The organism is Aminobacterium sp. UBA4987, from assembly GCF_002396985.1.
Lineage (GTDB): Bacteria > Synergistota > Synergistia > Synergistales > Aminobacteriaceae > Aminobacterium > Aminobacterium colombiense.
Genome location: NZ_DGZF01000006.1, coordinates 82,504 through 99,571 on the forward strand (window position 1 = coordinate 82,504; position 17,068 = coordinate 99,571).

Annotated in this window: 13 protein-coding genes; 12 read left to right on the top strand and 1 reads right to left on the bottom strand. The window is 44.4% G+C overall.

Annotation, left to right across the window (positions count from 1 at the left end):
* Positions 1 to 59 precede the first annotated feature (59 nt).
* From dnaX to glmS, 12 genes are read left to right on the top strand one after another with little or no spacing between them, the layout of a single operon-like run.
* Positions 60 to 1,724, top strand: coding sequence for a DNA polymerase III subunit gamma/tau (gene dnaX / locus B2U56_RS03090; protein ID WP_286952229.1), 1,665 nt, complete (start codon positions 60 to 62; stop codon positions 1,722 to 1,724).
* On the top strand, positions 1,721 to 5,155 hold the full coding sequence (gene dnaE, locus B2U56_RS03095; RefSeq protein WP_286952231.1) for a DNA polymerase III subunit alpha: 3,435 nt from the start codon (positions 1,721 to 1,723) through the stop codon (positions 5,153 to 5,155). Before dnaX ends, dnaE begins: the two co-directional genes overlap by 4 nt.
* Before the next feature lie 38 nt (positions 5,156 to 5,193).
* On the top strand, positions 5,194 to 6,945 hold the full coding sequence (pyk, locus tag B2U56_RS03100) for a pyruvate kinase (protein ID WP_286952232.1): 1,752 nt from the start codon (positions 5,194 to 5,196) through the stop codon (positions 6,943 to 6,945).
* 13 nt (positions 6,946 to 6,958) lie between these two features.
* On the top strand, positions 6,959 to 7,564 hold the full coding sequence (locus tag B2U56_RS03105) for an NUDIX hydrolase (protein WP_286952234.1): 606 nt from the start codon (positions 6,959 to 6,961) through the stop codon (positions 7,562 to 7,564).
* Positions 7,555 to 8,397, top strand: coding sequence for a deoxyribonuclease IV (locus B2U56_RS03110; protein ID WP_013048134.1), 843 nt, complete (start codon positions 7,555 to 7,557; stop codon positions 8,395 to 8,397). The genes B2U56_RS03105 and B2U56_RS03110 overlap by 10 nt, the downstream gene beginning before the upstream one ends.
* A gap of 7 nt (positions 8,398 to 8,404) precedes the next feature.
* On the top strand, positions 8,405 to 9,481 hold the full coding sequence (locus B2U56_RS03115) for an alanine/ornithine racemase family PLP-dependent enzyme (RefSeq protein ID WP_286952236.1): 1,077 nt from the start codon (positions 8,405 to 8,407) through the stop codon (positions 9,479 to 9,481).
* Between the two features lie 20 nt (positions 9,482 to 9,501).
* On the top strand, positions 9,502 to 10,311 hold the full coding sequence (cdaA, locus tag B2U56_RS03120) for a diadenylate cyclase CdaA (RefSeq protein ID WP_013048136.1): 810 nt from the start codon (positions 9,502 to 9,504) through the stop codon (positions 10,309 to 10,311).
* A complete protein-coding gene (locus tag B2U56_RS03125) occupies positions 10,302 to 11,564 on the top strand; it encodes a CdaR family protein (RefSeq protein WP_273015570.1) in 1,263 nt (420 codons plus the stop codon). Before cdaA ends, B2U56_RS03125 begins: the two co-directional genes overlap by 10 nt.
* A 17-nt stretch (positions 11,565 to 11,581) precedes the next feature.
* Entirely contained in the window at positions 11,582 to 12,958 is a 1,377-nt protein-coding gene (gene glmM, locus B2U56_RS03130) for a phosphoglucosamine mutase (protein ID WP_286952240.1), read from the top strand.
* Between the two features lie 33 nt (positions 12,959 to 12,991).
* The gene (gene galU / locus B2U56_RS03135; RefSeq protein WP_286952242.1) at positions 12,992 to 13,876 is read left to right on the top strand and encodes a UTP--glucose-1-phosphate uridylyltransferase GalU; all 885 of its coding nucleotides are present in this window, start codon (positions 12,992 to 12,994) and stop codon (positions 13,874 to 13,876) included.
* A 52-nt stretch (positions 13,877 to 13,928) separates the two neighbouring features.
* Positions 13,929 to 14,105, top strand: coding sequence for a hypothetical protein (locus B2U56_RS03140; protein WP_286952243.1), 177 nt, complete (start codon positions 13,929 to 13,931; stop codon positions 14,103 to 14,105).
* 4 nt (positions 14,106 to 14,109) lie between these two features.
* Complete coding sequence (gene glmS, locus B2U56_RS03145) at positions 14,110 to 15,942, top strand: glutamine--fructose-6-phosphate transaminase (isomerizing) (protein ID WP_286952245.1); 1,833 nt, start codon at positions 14,110 to 14,112, stop codon at positions 15,940 to 15,942.
* Between the two features lie 40 nt (positions 15,943 to 15,982).
* Here glmS and B2U56_RS03150 read toward each other — a convergent pair whose 3' ends face one another.
* Positions 15,983 to 17,047 (bottom strand): hypothetical protein, encoded by a 1,065-nt coding sequence (locus B2U56_RS03150; protein ID WP_286952246.1) that lies wholly within the window; start codon positions 17,045 to 17,047, stop codon positions 15,983 to 15,985.
* Between the last annotated feature and the right edge of the window lie 21 nt (positions 17,048 to 17,068).

Consider the following 17,068-nt stretch of genomic DNA (forward strand, 5'->3'; position numbering starts at 1 on the left):
ATAAAGATGATAGAATATCATACGGAATACTTGAATGCCCTCGAAAGGGGAGCTTATATATGACAGTGTCTCTTTACCGTCGATATCGACCTGCGCAGTTTAAACAAATAGTGGCCCAGGACGCAGCAGTACAGGTTATTACGAAAGCTTTGGAAGAAAAACGGGTAAGTCATGCCTATTTGTTTTCTGGTCCTCGCGGGTGTGGAAAAACTACTTTAGCCCGTCTTCTTGCCAAATCGTTGAACTGTACAGGCCAGGAAAAAAGCATAGAACCCTGCAATGATTGTCCTAATTGTCTTGCTATCAACGGAGGAGAAAGCCTTGACGTTATAGAAATAGACGGGGCATCGAATAATAGCGTAGATGAAGTACGGGAACTTAAAGCCCATGTTTCTCTGTCTGCTTTTTCATCTTTATACAAAGTCTATATAATTGATGAGGTTCATATGCTTTCTCTTTCCGCTTTCAATGCTTTACTCAAAACCCTTGAGGAGCCTCCATCCCACGTTGTCTTTATTTTAGCGACAACGGAACCTCATAAGGTGCCGGTAACCATTCGCTCTCGTTGTCAGCACATTCCTTTCAGGAAAATCGATGTTCAGAATATTGTAAAAAGCCTATCTATGGTTGTTCATAACGAGAACAGGAAAGCGGAGGAAGACGCTCTTTGGGAAATAGCCAGACAGGCTGATGGTGCAATGAGAGATGCCTTATCTCTTTTAGAACAGGTTATGGCCTTGGCGGAACATGAACTCAAGCTGGTAGATGTTAGCCGTCTTTTAGGGGGAGGAAGTCGGCCTGAACTTGAGCGTTGGGTTGCTCGTGTGCGTTCTGGGGATATCTATGTGTTTTCAGAGTTACAGGAAATGTTTCAACGGGGAGCCTCCCCCCAAAAGGTTGTTGAAGATCTTTTTGTTATATTTAGGGATCTTTGGATTGTGGCTTCATGGGGTGGGGGCGCTTTGCAGTTCATAGAGGGTTCCTCTAAAGAAAAAAATTTTTTAGAGCAGGAGTCTAAGGGCTGGAATCCAGACCATCTATTGAAGATTATGGATTTTTGTGCCCAAATCCTTCCCCAAGTGCGCATGGGGATGAGATCAGATGTTCTCTCAGGACTCTTTCTTAATAAATTAATAGAACATGGCAGTCTGGTTACCAAGGAGCTGGAGAAAACTCAGAAACCTCACCCCCTGTCGCCAGAGGACCACCCTGCCTTTAAAGAAAAATGGGAAAAAGTGCTTGCAAACCTCCTTTATGGAGAAATCCACATCTATTGTGCGTTGCTCTTCGCCTCTGTGTTTCTCGAAAAAAACGTGCTTTCTCTGAAATTCCCCGATTATTGCAAGTATTCCATGGAGCTTGTTTCCATCGAAAGGAACTCCTTTGTATTGCAACAAAAGATCAAAGAGGTTTTTGAGGGAGAACTGACGTTACGTATTATCTGTGGTGATAAAACGACGGAGTGTGATCTTTCTCAATCTCCTCTTTTAGCGGAAATTGAAGAGGCAATAGTTGAAATACAAGATGAGCCTACATCGAGTCTCCCTTTTGATGATCTTCCTCCTATTGCAGAAATCAGACCCGAGTTTGGGAAAGAACAAGAGGAAGATGAAACGGTTTTTTCAGGCCTGGTTGATACTGTTCTCCGGTGGGGAGGGGGAGAAGTTCTTCTCCACAAGAAGGACAACGTAGAAGAATTAGATGGAGGAATTACAGAAGAATGACCACTCGTCCTTTCGTACACTTACATGTTCATAGTGAATATAGCCTTCTCGATGGAGCCATTCGCTGTGGAGAATTGGCTGAGAAGGTTGCTTCCTGGGGAATGCCAGCAGTGGCTCTTACCGATCATGGGGCAATGTATGGCGCTATAGAGTTTTATGATAGATGCCTTGCAGCAGGCATTAAACCTATTGTTGGTTGTGAAGTCTATGTTGATCCAAATGGACACACATCTAGAGAAAAAAAGGGGAGAAATTTTCACCTTCTCCTTTTGGCTGAGAACAAGCAAGGATATAACAATTTAATTAAGCTTGTTTCTATTGCCAATACAGATGGTTTTTATTATAGACCACGAATAGATTACGATCTTCTTACTCAGTATAGTCAGGGGATCATTGCTTCGTCTGCTTGTCTTGCGGGAGAAATTCCATCGCTGATCCTTCAGGGTAAAGAGAATGATGCCTTGGCAAAGGCGCATATGTATCGAGACATTATGGGGGAAGACAATTTTTTCCTAGAGATTATGTACAATGCCATACCTGAACAGGCTGTGGTCAATAGAGCCCTTGTCCAAATGGCAAGAAAAAACAAATTTAATCTTGTCGCCACCAATGATGCTCATTACTTGAATAAAGAAGACTACGACTGGCATGAAATACTTCTGTGCGTTCAGACTGGGGCGACCATAAACGACCCCGATCGGATGTCTTTTTCTACAAATGATTTTTATCTTCGGTCTCCTGAAGAGATGGACAGTCTCTTTGGGACTGAATTACCGGATGCTCTTGATAACACCCTCGCCATAGCTGAGCGCTGTTCTCTGAAATTTGACCTCGGTACGAGAGATTATAAACTCCCAAGATTTGACCTTCCAGAAGGTGAAACTCTTGAGTCGAATCTTGAAAAGGAAGCGATGGCAGGACTTAAACAGCGTCTTCATAAGGATAATGTGCCAGAGGAATATAAAAAACGCCTTGATTACGAGCTGAAGGTTATTAAAAACATGGGGTTTGCGGGATACTTTCTCATCGTGGCGAGCATTATAAGAGCAGCGAAGGATCGTGATATTCCAATTGGCCCGGGAAGAGGTTCTGCCGCTGGATCTCTTGTCGCATATAGCTTAAGGATTACTGAACTGGATCCTCTGAAATACAATCTTCTTTTTGAACGTTTCCTTAATCCAGAGCGTATCAGCATGCCTGATATAGATACGGATGTTTCTGATAAGGGACGGGAAGAGCTTCTGCAGTACATTGCTGGGAAATATGGTGTAGATAGGGTCGCACAGATAATAACCTTTGATCGAATGAAAAGCAAAGCAGCTATTAGAGATGTGGGAAGAGCATTGGGGATGCCCTACAGTGATGTGGATGTTGTTGCTAAGCTTATTCCAGATGGAGCAAGGTCAATCCCGGAGGCTCTGGATCAAAGCGAGGACCTTCGCAACCTCACCCATAAAGACTTGGCGGTAAGTCGGCTTCTTGACAGCGCTTCTAAGATAGAGGGCCTTGCCCGCCACTGTTCTCAGCATGCAGCAGGCGTGGTTATTACCCCTATGCCAATTACAGATCTGGTGCCAGTGCGAAGGATTGGGGAAAACCAGATTGTGACACAGTTTCCCATGGAGCCTCTGGAGAAGCTGGGACTTGTAAAGATGGATTTCTTGGGTCTGAAGACGCTGTCTGTTTTGGAAGAGGCTATAAACAATATCAAGTTAAATGGCAAAACGCCGCCAGACCTTAATAAAATTCCCCTTAATGACAATTTGACCTATGAAATGTTACAAAGGGGAAACACACTCGGTGTTTTCCAGCTTGAATCCACAGGAATGCGACAATTGCTTCGTAAGATAAAACCGGATTGTTTTGAGGATCTCATTGCCGTCCTTGCTCTGTATCGGCCAGGTCCTTTGGGCAGTGGGATGGTTGATCAGTATATTGAGCGCAAACATGGACGGGCTGTAGTTGAGTATCTCCACCCTGAGCTGTCAGAAGTATTGAAAGAAACCTATGGGGTTATCCTTTATCAGGAACAAGTAATGCAAAGTGCGGCCTGTCTAGCTGGATATTCCCTAGGAGAGGCCGATCTATTGCGTCGAGCCATGGGGAAAAAGAAAGTGGAAGTAATGCAGCAGCAGCGAAAGATGTTCGCTGATGGTTGTGCCCAACATAACGTTCCGGCTCGAAAAGCAGAAGAAATCTTTGATATCATCCAGGAATTTGCAGGGTATGGTTTTAACAAGTCCCATAGTGCAGCTTACGCTTTGATCAGTTATCAGACAGCCTATTTGAAAGCAAACTTTCAGCCAGAATTCATGGCTGCCTATCTAACAAGTCAAATAGGTTCAAAAAAAGATGTAATGGCTCGCTATATTCGCGAAGTAAGAAATTCTGGCATAGAGGTTTTGCCCCCAGATGTCAACTCTTCCATGGAGTCTTTTGCCGCAGTAGACGAAGTAGTTCGGTTCGGATTGGGAGCCGTTGCGAAGGCAGGTCACGGGGCAGTAGAAGCTATTATTGCGGCACGGGAATGTGGCGGTGAATTTTCTTCGCTATGGAACTTTTTATGTCGTGTTGATTTGAGGGTTGTAAACAAATCTGTAATAGAAAATCTTATTAAAGCAGGAGCCTTTGATGGCCTTAACTCGAATAGACGCCAGCTTATTTCAGCTCTTCCTGATTTTGTGGCTTTAGCTCAGAGGAAGGGCGAGGAGAAAAACCAATGTTCCCTCCTAAGTCTTTTAGATGAAGATTCTGAGAGTGGGGATCTTGAACCGGAACTTCCTGATATAGAAGATTATGCTATTTATGAACGTCTCGACATGGAAAAAGAAGTGGTGGGGCTATATATTAGCGGCCATCCCTTTACTCAGCATGAAACGCTGGTCAGTAGATATAGTACATGCAGCATCTCCAATCTTAAATACTGGAGGAGCAGAAATCTTTTTCCTCAGATAGGCGGAATGATTCTTTCCGTCCATGAAAAATATACAAAACGGGGAGATCCCATGGGAATCCTTGAGGTGGAAGATGCAGAGTCAAAACTGGAGGTCATATGCTTTCCTAAGATTTGGTCTTCTATAAAAGACCAGATAGTGCCAGGTGAGATCTGCATTATTCGTGGGACTCTTGATGAAAGAGGGTCAGGAAACATCATAGCAAGGGAGATTGTTTCTTTCCAGGCCATACAGGAAAAAATGCCACCCTTTGTTAAGATAGTTCTCGATGGAACGTTATTGCAACCCAATTCGATGAAAAATTTTATACGTTCTTTGAAGGACTTTCCTGGACGTTCTCAGGTGTTGTTAGAGATTCGAAATGGAGTCGGAAGCGTAGTAATCCTTCTTTCAGGGATAAAGGTAGATGGCCCTACGATTAAATCTAAGGGATTAGCTCCAGTCCTTCCTGAAGAAGCTTATGAGGTTTTTTGTTGAGTGACCATATAGCACATGTGATGGAAGGGGTCATTAAAATGAAGAAAGTGAAAATAGTCTGTACTATTGGCCCAGCTTGTTCTACATATGAAATGCTTTGTTCTATGGCTGAAGCTGGCATGAATGTTGCCCGCTTTAATTTTAGTCACGGAGCATACGAAGAACACAAGGCTCGTCTTGATCTTGTCAGAAAAGCTGAAAAAGAAATAGGCAAGCCTATAGCGACCCTTCTTGATACGAAAGGACCGGAAATCCGCACCGGAGCCTTAAAAGAAGGATTTATTATGCTGACAAAAGGTCAAAAGATTATTTTAACAACAAGGGACGTAGTGGGAGATTCTAAAGAGGTATATGTTAATTACCCCAGTCTTCCTTCAGAAGTGAATATAGGGCAGGATATATATATTGATGATGGTACCCTGCATCTCAAAGTAACTAGTGTGGAGGGACTTGATGTTTTTTGTCAGGTTGTTGTAGGCGGAGAACTGGGTGAAAGGAAGGGCGTCAATATTCCAGGAGCTTCTATCTCTCTCCCCGCACTTTCAGAAAAAGACCATAAGGATATTTGCTGGGGTCTTGAAAACGAAATGGATTATATAGCAGTATCCTTTGTCAAAAATCAAAAGGATATTATGGAAGTACGGAAGATAATAGAAGATGCGGGCGGCGCCATGAAGGTTATCGCAAAGATTGAAACTCGCCAGGCCGTTAATGCCATATTGGAAATTCTTGAAGTGGTGGATGGGGTTATGATTGCCAGGGGTGATCTAGGTGTAGAGATCCCAACAGAAGAAGTTCCCCTTGTTCAGAAAGAGATTATTGACCTTTGCCGCTCAAGAGGCAAAGCTGTGATCGTTGCTACTCAGATGCTTGATTCCATGATAAGGAATCCTCGTCCAACGAGAGCAGAGGCCAGTGATGTGGCGAATGCAGTACTTGATGGGACTGATGCTGTAATGCTTTCTGGTGAAACAGCGAAGGGGGCATACCCCCTGCGTGCCGTTGAAACTATGCAGCGTATTGTTGCTCGAGTAGAGAAAGAACTTGAACTCTGGCAACATCCCCTTCATCGAAAACAATTAAGTACGGGTATCCCAGACGCTGTAAGCGGGGCATCCGTGGCAGTTGCTCGTGAAATGGGAGCGGCAGCGATTGTGTCCTTAACAAGGAGCGGCAGCACTGCCCAGATGGTGAGTAAACATCGTCCGCCATGTCTGATCATAGGAGCTACACCAGTTGTTCGTACTTGGAGAGAGCTTTCTCTCTATTGGGGCGTAGAACCTCTTTTAGTTGAGAATATTAAAGATCAGGATGAAGCAGTGGCAAATGCCTTTACGGCAAGCTTCAAAAAAGGACTTCTCAAGGAAGGGGATCTTGTTGTGGTAACAGCAGGTGTCCCCATGGGTATTCCTGGAACGACGAATATGCTGCAGGTTCATACAGTAGGTAGAATTCTGGTGAAAGGCCTTTCCCTCTTGAAGAAAGAAGCATTTGGTGTTATTAAAACGGCCCGTACTGCAGAAGAGGCCCTTGGGAAAATGGAAGAGGGAGATATTCTAGTCGTTTCAGAAACAGACAGGGACTTTTTACCTGCTATGAGAAAGGCTGTTGCTATTATTACGGAACATGGCGGGCTAACAAGTCATGCAGCTATAGTTGCCTTAGAACTTGGAATTCCTTGTGTCGTAAGCGCTAATAACGCGCTTTCTATTTTGCATGATGGCATGTCTGTTACTGTAGATGGCTTCCGGGGAGTAATATACGCTGGGAGTGTTCATTTAAGAGCGTGAGGAGCTGTGTTGTATGAGTATGAACAACGTAACCGCGCGAAATTGTAATATATCGGCATCTTTCCCTTCATGGAAAACAGTAGCCCCTTTGGGGAAAGGACGATTGAGTGCTGTCCTTATCCCTCTTTTCAAGACAGGAGAAAAACTTGAAATTCTTTTCTTGGAGCGCCAGTTAAATTTGAAGCATCATGGTGGTGAAATGTGTTTCCCCGGCGGGGAGAGAGAACACTATGACAAAGGCCCCCTCGAAACTGCTTTAAGAGAAACGGAAGAAGAGATAGGCCTTAAACGGGAAAACATAAGGCCACTGTATCTTTTAGAGCCACATAGAGCCATATCGAGTGGTTTTACAGTCTATCCAGTAGTAGGGGTTATTGTTGACGAGTCTTTAAGCTCCAGTTTGCTGATCGAGCCAAAGGAAGTGGCCAGTACGGCGTTTATGAGTCTGGATGATATACCTGAGGTGCCTCGTTCTTACAGGTTAGAGCATGGTGGCAATGTGACCGAAACCCCCTGTTATGATCTTCCGAACGGAAAGGTCGTCTGGGGAGTAACAGCTTATATCTTACGTTACTTCATCACTATGGTTCGTAAAGGAGAAATTAATTTATGCCTCTGATTGGCGCCCATATTTCTATTGCCGGCGGTCTGGAGAAAGCTATAGAGCGAGGAGAAGAGCTTGAATGTGAAGCTATACAGATGTTTAGCAAAAATCAGATTCAATGGCATTGTGCCCCTATTTCTATGGCTCGCGCGGAGAGGTTTCTTTACGCATGGCGTAATAGTTCTATTCGTAAAGTTGTGGTCCATGCTTCCTATCTTATAAATCTGGCTTCTCCTGATGATATGCGAAAAAAAAGCATAGTAGCCCTTATTGAGGAAATTGAGCGCTGTGATATGCTTGGAATTGATGACCTTGTAGTTCATCCAGGTTCTTCTCGTGGCCGTCCCAGAGAAGAAGGGGTGGAAAAGCTAATAGATAGTTTGCAGCAGGTTTTGGATAAAACTTCAAATATGAGAGTGCGTATCCTACTTGAAACCATGGCGGGACAAGGCAGTGTCCTTGGGAGTTCTCTTGTCGAAATGAAATCCATACTCCATAACTTCCCAAAGAATGAAAGGGTCGGAGTATGTCTTGATACGTGCCATCTCTTTGCTTCTGGATATGAATTACGGTCTCTTGAGGCATATGAGCGCTTTGTAGCATCTGTTCTGGATAAGATAGGGCTTGAAAGAATCGGCTGTTGGCATTTAAATGATAGCGTCTATGGTCGTAACAGCCATCTTGATAAACACCAGCACATAGGAGAAGGAGATTTAGGATTGTTGCCTTTTTCTTTTATAGTGAATGACCAGCGGTGGAATGCAGTTCCGGCACTTTTAGAAACTCCACAGGGTGGTTGCGGGAATAAAGGCAATTTAGCTATACTTCGCAAGCTAAGAGGAGGATAACAAAGACATGGGCATTTACCCTCGTCTTATAGTCTTCTGCGACAAAATAGCTTACAATGCAGCGCAAATTGTTTCATTATGCAGGCAGTGGAATATTGGAGTATATGGTGTGGCAAAGGGAGCCTGTGCCCAGGGAGACATTGTCCATGTGATGGTTGAAAGCGGTTGTGAAGGTATTGCTGACAGCCGAATAAAGAATTTATACCGATTAAAAAAGGAAATGCGTCTTTCCGTTCCTGTTATGATGCTTCGCCCGCCCATGATGAGCGAAATTTCTGAAGTAGTGGAGTATGGAGATTCCTCTGTGGTGTCTATGCCAGAAACAATTCGTGCTCTTGACCATGAAAGTGTTTTTCAAAAGAAAGATCATCTCGTTTTGCTTATGATAGATCTTGGAGATTTAAGAGAAGGCATTTGGCCTGATGAGCTAGAGCAAATCGGCAAGATTCTAAAGGGATGTCAACGTGTGAGATGCATGGGAGTGGGTGTGAATTTTGGTTGTTTTGGCGGCGTCCGCCCTTCCATGGAAAAACTAGAGGAATTGGGTGTTCTCGAAAAAGAACTGGAGAGCCTTTTAGGTTACCCTTTAAAAGTCTGTTCAGGAGGGAGCACGTCCTCTCTGGCCCTTATTGAAGATGGCACTATGCCGTCTAATGTAAATGCATTGCGTATTGGCGAGGCCATATTGCTGGGAACAGATTCTTCCGGTGGAAGGCCTCTGCCTTTTTTAAAACAACAAACAGTGATTCTTGAAACAGAGATCATAGAAGTTAAAAGAAAACCAAGTTTCCCCCTGGGAGAAATAGCAGCAGATGCTTTTGGAAATATCCCCTCTTTTGTTGACCGAGGAGTGCGGTTGAGAGCTATTTCAGCTATTGGAAAACAGGACGCCAGAATAGAAGGACTTTCTCCTCTTGAAGAGGGCATCGAAATTTTAGGCGCTTCTAGCGATCATATGGTGCTGGATGCAGAAAAATATGGCAGAACATTACATGTGGGCGATAAGGTGCATTTCTCAGTCAAATATAGTGCTTTGCTTGCTTTGACAACGTCTCCGTATGTTTCTATCCATGTTATAAAGTAAAATAGCGTGGGAGGGTTGACATGCTCGATTTTTTTCGATGGCACGATATTCTTGATATTATTATTATAACGGTGATTATCCACCGTTTGTTACTGTTGCTGGTGGGGACAAGGGCAATGCAGCTTGTTAAAGGATTGCTTGTTCTTGGGGTAGTGGCTTCTCTTGCTCGCGTTCTTGATCTTCGAACCCTTTCTTGGTTTTTGGGAAAGGTCCTTGGCGTTTTGATCATCGCTATCCCTATAGTTTTTCAACCAGAGCTTCGGCGAATGCTGGAAGAACTGGGAAGAGGAAATATCTGGAGGAGAAAAAGAGCACAAAAGAAAGCAGAAGCTCTCAGTCAGGAAATTACAAGGGCTCTTGGATATTTAAAAGGGCAGAAGATTGGAGCTCTTTTAGTATTACAGAGGGAAACAGGATTGAGAGATTTCTGGAGCACTGCGGTGAGATTAAACGCAGAAGTTTCTCAAGAACTGATCATTGCCATATTTTGGCCAGATAATCCTCTTCATGACGGAGCAGTGATCATTGATCGGGATATGATCCTTTCAGCTGGGACCTACTTGCCTCTGACTGAAAATACAAATCTTTCAAGGTGGATTGGGACTCGCCATCGCGCAGCTCTAGGAGTAACGGAAGTATCAGATGCTATTGCCCTTGTTGTTTCAGAAGAACGAGGAGAGATTTCCCTTGCCATTAATGGACATCTTTCAAGAAATCTGAAGGATAACCAGGTGTATAAGCTTCTTATGCATTATTTTGGAGCGGAAGAGAATGAAAGGCGTTCTTTTCTGGACAGAATACAGGAAGAGATACGTTCTCTGTGGCAATAGACCGCGAAGAAGGGAGTTTTACTACCATGTCGCCTGTAAGAAGAAAAATAGACACACTTCTTTCATCCCCTAATTTTTTAAGAATAATATCTATTGTCATTGCCGTTCTTCTCTGGTTTTATGTGTCAGGAGATCGGGCAAATGAAATAGTGAAAACATTTAGATGCCAGGTGGATTTTTTGAATGTCCCTCCTCAGACCATATTAAAGACAGAGGCGAAAACTGTAGAGATAAGTGTTTCAGGAAGTCGACGGGTATTAGACAGCCTCCAACAAGGGAGCATTATCTGTGAAGTAGACGCAAAAGGACTTTCCCTTGGGAAGTATCGTTTGGCTGTAAGGGCCATTGTTCCAAAAGATGTCAAATTGGTAGGTATTAATCCGTCACAGATCGCAATGGAGATGGTGCGGTACGTAGAACGGGTTGTTCCTGTGGAAGTAACAGTAAAAGATGGCTTGCCATCGGGGCTTTATCTTGAGTCTGTCCATGTTACCCCTAAAGATATAACTGTAAAAGGTGTGGAGAAAGACCTAGCTCGGATCGAAAGTGTTCGCGTTTCTCCAACCCTTGACCAGCTGAAAAGCGGGGAAGAAATAACAGTTCCTGTGGAAATTATCAAGTCTCAAGGGTTTGAAGACGAAGTGACCATTGATCCCGGACAAGTAAAGCTTATGGCAGTACTAGCCCAGGGGCTTCCGAAAAAGAAAGTTCCTGTCAACGTGCAGGTAGTGGGCAAGCCGGATTCTGATTATTCTGTGAAAGCCATTGTGGTAGAGCCTTCCGAAGTGGAGGTAGAAGGTCCCTATCCTAGCTTGGGCTCTCTCTCGCGCCTTGAAACGGAAACTATCGACATTACGGGCCTTTCTCAAGAACAAAGCATGGTTGTCCCATTGAAACCTTTAGAAGACTCGTCATTAAAATATACGGGAGCTTCTTCAGTGCGTGTTAATATTCTTCTAAAACCCTATACTGTGTCTAAACTCCTTAACAATGTTGCTGTGGAAGTTGAAGGAAATAGCATCTATCCGGGGTGGAGTGTTGAGCCCACCACTGTTAACATAACCATAGAAGGGATTCCATCTGAAGTGGAAAAAATAAACGAAACAAATTTCCCTATCGAGCCTTACGTTAACGTGACAAATATTGTTTCAAGAAAACTAATGGTTCCAGTACAGATAAGAAACACTTCAAAAAGTATTCACGTGGTCAAAGTTGACCCCTCTCGGGTTACAGTACGTGCTGAAGTGGAATAATTAGGGAGGCGGGGAAGGTGAAAGGCTTGGAGGAAAGTGAGAAGAAAGTGCGTTGTCTTTTCGGTACAGATGGTGTTAGAGATGTGGCAAACAGAGGAGTAATGACTCCAGAAATGGCGTTGCGTCTCGGGCGGTCATATGTACTGTATTTGACGGAAAGAGGAGTTCCCCGTCCAAGGATTGTCGTGGGGAGAGATACTCGCAGATCGGGAAAAATGCTTGAAGATGCATTAGTGGCAGGCATGCTCTCGGCTGGAGCGCAGGTGTTGGCTCTTGGTGTTATTCCTACGCCGGGTGTAAGTTTTGCTGTGAAGCATATAAAGGCTCAAGGCGGAGTGGTAATAAGCGCATCTCATAACCCTGCTGAATACAATGGAATTAAATTTCTGAACAACGAAGGTCACAAGCTTAATGACGATGCAGAGGCTGCTATCGAAGACTATCTTGGCGATGATTTAATTGATGATTGGCGCCCTACAGGGGCTTCCATCGGAGAAGTGCAGGAAAGAAAGGATATAGCTCTAGTATATGCCCAATGGCTGGCAAGTCTTATTTCGTCTTCATCCATGTCATGTGAAACTCTTGCTTTTGATTGTGCTCATGGGGCTTCTGCTCCTATTTTGCACATTATTGATGATATAGTTGGGAACCATAAATGGCAAATCTCTGGTGACGTGCCAGATGGCCTTAATATCAACGAAGGTGTAGGCGTTATGAACATGGCCTATATTGCCACCCAAGTGAAGAATAGCGGAGCCAAAGTGGGAGTTGCCTACGATGGGGACGCTGACCGCGTTCTCTTAACTGATTCTCAAGGTAGGATTCTTGACGGCGATATTATTCTATGGGTTCTTGCGCGATGGCTGACGGGAAAAGGCAAATTAGGGAATGGTGTTGTCGCTACGGTCATGAGCAATCTCTCCCTTGAGGAACATTTAAAAAAGCATAATATCGGAGTCTTTCGCTGCCCTGTAGGTGATAGATACGTCTTAGAAATGATGAAGTATCGTGGCGCTTATCTAGGGGGGGAACAGTCCGGCCATATTATTATTCGAGAGTTCACATCTACAGGTGATGGGATTTGTACTGGTTTTGTTTTTATGAAGGCCTGCGAGGAAATGGGAGAAGACATCGACTCTCTCGTTGACCGTTTTGATAGGTACCCTCAGCTTTTGAGGAATGTGGAGGTATGTCGAAATAGTGTTATAGACCCCACATTTATAACTGACATATCCCAGGAAGCAAACCGGAAACTTATGGGACAAGGACGAGTACTCATTCGGGCCTCAGGGACAGAACCACTTATGAGGGTTCTGGTTGAGGCAAAAGATCCTAAATTAATGGAAGACATTTCAAAAGATCTTGTTGATCAGATACAGATGAAGTGCTGTTAGTTTTTTGACCTAGGTAGAAAGGGAGTGGAAAGGATGCAAAAGCAGAGAGTTTCTAAATGCCTTTTCCCAGTTGCAGGGTTAGGAACCCGCTTTCTTCCTGCCACGAAAGACGTTCCTAAAGAAATGCTGCCCCTCGTTAATAGACCTATCCTTTCCTATGGGGTGGAAGAAGCTATAGATGCGGGCTGTACTGAAATGGTCATGATTTCAAGTCGATCCAAACGTTCCATCGAAGATTATTTTGATCGAACTTGGGACTTGGAAAAGATACTGGGAGAGCGGGGTAAAAAGGAACTTTTAAATCTTGTTCGCCAAATTCCCCAAATGGCCCGCTTTATATTTACGCGGCAGGCCGAACCCTTGGGGCTTGGTCACGCAGTCCTCTGCGGGGAATCTCTATGCAGCGGTGACTATTTTGGCGTTATTCTTCCTGATGATGTAATGATTGCTCAGCCCTCAGTGCTGGCTCAATTAATTGAGGTACATGAAAGTTTGGGAGGTAATGTTATTGCCTTAGAGATGGTTTCAGATGAAGACACCTCCCGGTATGGAATAGTTGAAGCTGAGAAAATTCAGGAAAGGGTCTTTCAAGTTTGCAACCTGGTAGAAAAACCGGGAAAGGGGTGCGCTCCCAGCAATTTGGCTATAATGGGACGATATGTCCTCTCTCCTCGCATCTTCTCCATTCTTAAAGAGGTAAAACCAGGGGCAGGGGGAGAAATACAGCTCACCGATGGGCTTATCCAGTTAGCAAAGGAAGAACCTTTATGGGGTGTTGTTTATAAAGGGAGGAGACTGGATTGTGGTACGCAAAAGGGATGGTTGCAGGCAAATATAGAATTGGCCCTGAAAGATCCGTCTTTACGTGATATAGTACTGCAAGTTGTAGAAGAGTATAAAAAGGGGGAAGGTAAATAAAAATTTAAATTCTCTATGTGTTTTTAACCAATTGTAATATGCGGCTTATCTCGTGAGCGCCAGGACTGGGATTCCAGTTGACGAGGGCGGGGGAGTATCGAAAATTCGGCGGATGCCCCTGGGGTTCAGAAGACCGAACCCAAAAATTGCTCTACAAATCCAGGAAGTGATTTCTGGGACAAAAAGAGCAATAGGTCTTCTCTTGCCTGTTGGAAAGGCGGTGCACTGATCCTGTGTGCGGAATAGTTGGGTATGTAGGATTTCGTAATGCTGCTGGTGTTCTTCTAGATGGTATGAAACGGTTGGAATACAGAGGATATGATTCTGCCGGTATTGCAGTGAACAATGGCAGTGAAGTTCAGATACTAAAAGAAATAGGAAAAGTTCAGCAGCTTGAGGATATGGTGTCTGCTCGTCATGTAGAAGGACACTTGGGCATTGGACATACACGTTGGGCTACCCATGGCGGGGTTTCTGTGATTAATGCTCATCCCCACAGAGATGAGCGGGGGCAGGTTGTTCTTGTCCATAATGGAATCATAGAGAACTATAAAGAGCTGAGAGAAGAGCTGTTTGGTCAGGGGGTAGAGTTTATTACAGAAACTGATACTGAGGTAGTGGCAAAGCTCATATCTCAAATTTACAGTGTTAAGGGCGATATGATCGCATCTCTTGTGTCCATTTACGAAAGACTGCGAGGGTCTTTTGCTCTTGCTATTCTTTTAAAAAATGACTCTGATACTCTGTATTGCGTGAGAAAAGGATCTCCCCTTGTGGTAGGGAGGGGGAAAGGTGAAGCATTTTGTGCTTCTGACGTTCCGGCGTTGCTTCCCTACACTCAGGATGTATTTTATATGAATGATGGCGATATAGCCCGCCTCACTCCAAAGGGTATAAACTTCTGGAGTGATAAAGGTGTTTCCCTCGAAAAAAACTCTCAGAGAGTCGACTGGGATCTTTCCATGGTGGATAAGGGCGGCTACCCTCACTTTATGTTGAAAGAGATCAATGAACAAGGGGCGGTTCTAAGGAGCACTATGGGTGATCGTATAAAAGGAGAGGCAGTAGATTTTTCAAAAGAACTTGGCTGGAGTCAAGAATCTTTTGCAAAGATAAAAAAGATTCATATTGTGGCGTGCGGAACATCCTATTATGCGTCTCTTGTCGCGGAACGCCTCATGGAGGGGATGCTTCCCATAGACATAAGGGTGGAAATTGCCTCTGAATATCGTCAAAGGTCTATACACTTGGGAGAGGATGTACTAGCAATTTTTGTGTCTCAATCGGGAGAAACAGCTGATACTATCGCCGCCGAACGATTGGCAAAGAGTAAAGGTGCCTTGTGTCTTGCTATTACAAACGGTCTGGGCTCATCTCTTGCCCGTGAAGTGGATCACGTGTTGCTTTTAAAGGCTGGTCCAGAGATTGGTGTCGCCGCGACAAAGACCTTTACTGGACAGCTGGCAGTGCTTTATCTCCTTGGAATATACATGGCCAAGCTGTCAGGGGCTCTATCCTCTGAGGAAGAGGGACGGCTTGTAAAAGGTCTATTGAAATTACCCTATCAGATAGAGGAGATACTCGAGCGGCAGGAAATGCTTAAGCCTATAGCGGAAAAGTATGCTTCATCCCGGGATTTTCTTTATCTGGGCAGAGGACGTTCTTTCCCTTTAGCTCATGAAGGAGCCCTGAAACTTAAGGAAATTTCTTATATTCATGCCGAGGCCTTCGCTGCCGGTGAACTGAAGCATGGTCCCATTGCTATGCTTGAAAGCGATATTCCCGTAGTGATTATCGCCCCTCAGGATAGTCTTTATGAGAAACTTTTTTCTAATGTGGTGGAAGTGCGAGCCCGTAAATCTCCCGTCATTGCTATTGCTACTCAGGGTGATAGTAACATGAAAGATGTTGCCAATGACGTTTTTTATATCCCCTCAACGGACCATGAACTATACCCTTTTTTGGCTGTTGTACCCTTGCAGATTTTTGCCTACTATATTGCTCGTGCCAGAGGCTGTGACATAGACCGGCCACGAAACTTGGCTAAAAGTGTAACGGTGGAATAAGTTGAAAAGGAGCCTGTGTTTCTTTCACAAGCTCCTTTTTTTACTTGTTTAGTTCTTTTGTAAAGGGGTAATAGAGGCGGATATGGGTAATATTAATCAATGCCTCATCGTTTCTTCCCGTACGTTCTGGCAAAAACTGCCAGCCCCCCCCATTAATTCTGCACATAATAAGGGGACGTCGACCGTAAGTAGACCACATATTCCATAATACATCGGAAAGCTGGCTTCCAGGTACCATCCCCCCTGAAAAAAGAGGGCCTTCCCCTACGAGTGTATCTCCATTCTCTGAAGCGATGATCATCCATTGGGTTAATTTCCAGGCCGAAGACATTTCTTTAGAGACTGCATGGAAAAGGGGCAGAATCTGAAAACCGCCGATCTCCCCATAGGGGGAGGTGCTAACATCAATAACTCCTGTATGGTTTGCCCTTATGCGGCTTCCTTTCTGAAAAAAAGTCCCTTCGAAGCGCCCTACACCGTAAACTGGTCGAATAACCCTGGCAATAATATGTGCGCCCATGGTGTCCCATGCTATAATTCGCCCTCCAGGGCGATTCTCTATATCTATTAAGAAGGGGAGATCCTTTTCTTCCACTGGGATGACCAGCGTGTCGCCATGTCCAGGTAATTTATCAGAAGAAAGCCGTTCCTGGCTTCCGTCTGGTCTTAGGATATAGACAGGGGTTCCCACTGTGGGCGCCCATCCTCCGAAAATGCCTTTGCCGCCATCAGACTTAATAGAAAAAAAGGTTTGTTTTCCTGCTGCTGGAGCTATTGTCGTTTCTGGTAGAATACTGATGGTACGTCCTTTCCCCTCCTCAACAGAACAAAGTAAATGTATGGCATTTACAGCAGAAGCACATACGGTTCCCTCTTCTCCCCATTGACTGGCCGTATAGCTTGGCCATCGGCTTGCCTGAGGTAGAGAAACCACTATGCCAACATCTTTGCGGGAGTTGTCAGGCAGCAAAACATAGGCGGAAGAGTCTATTTCACATGGGATGTAGATGGTGAATATAGGGGAAGCCACAGCAGGAAGTGACTGAAAGGCAAGCAAAGCGGATAATATCAGGAACAGATGCGCAGCACGTTTATGAATATACATGGGAATCCCTTCTTTCCTTAT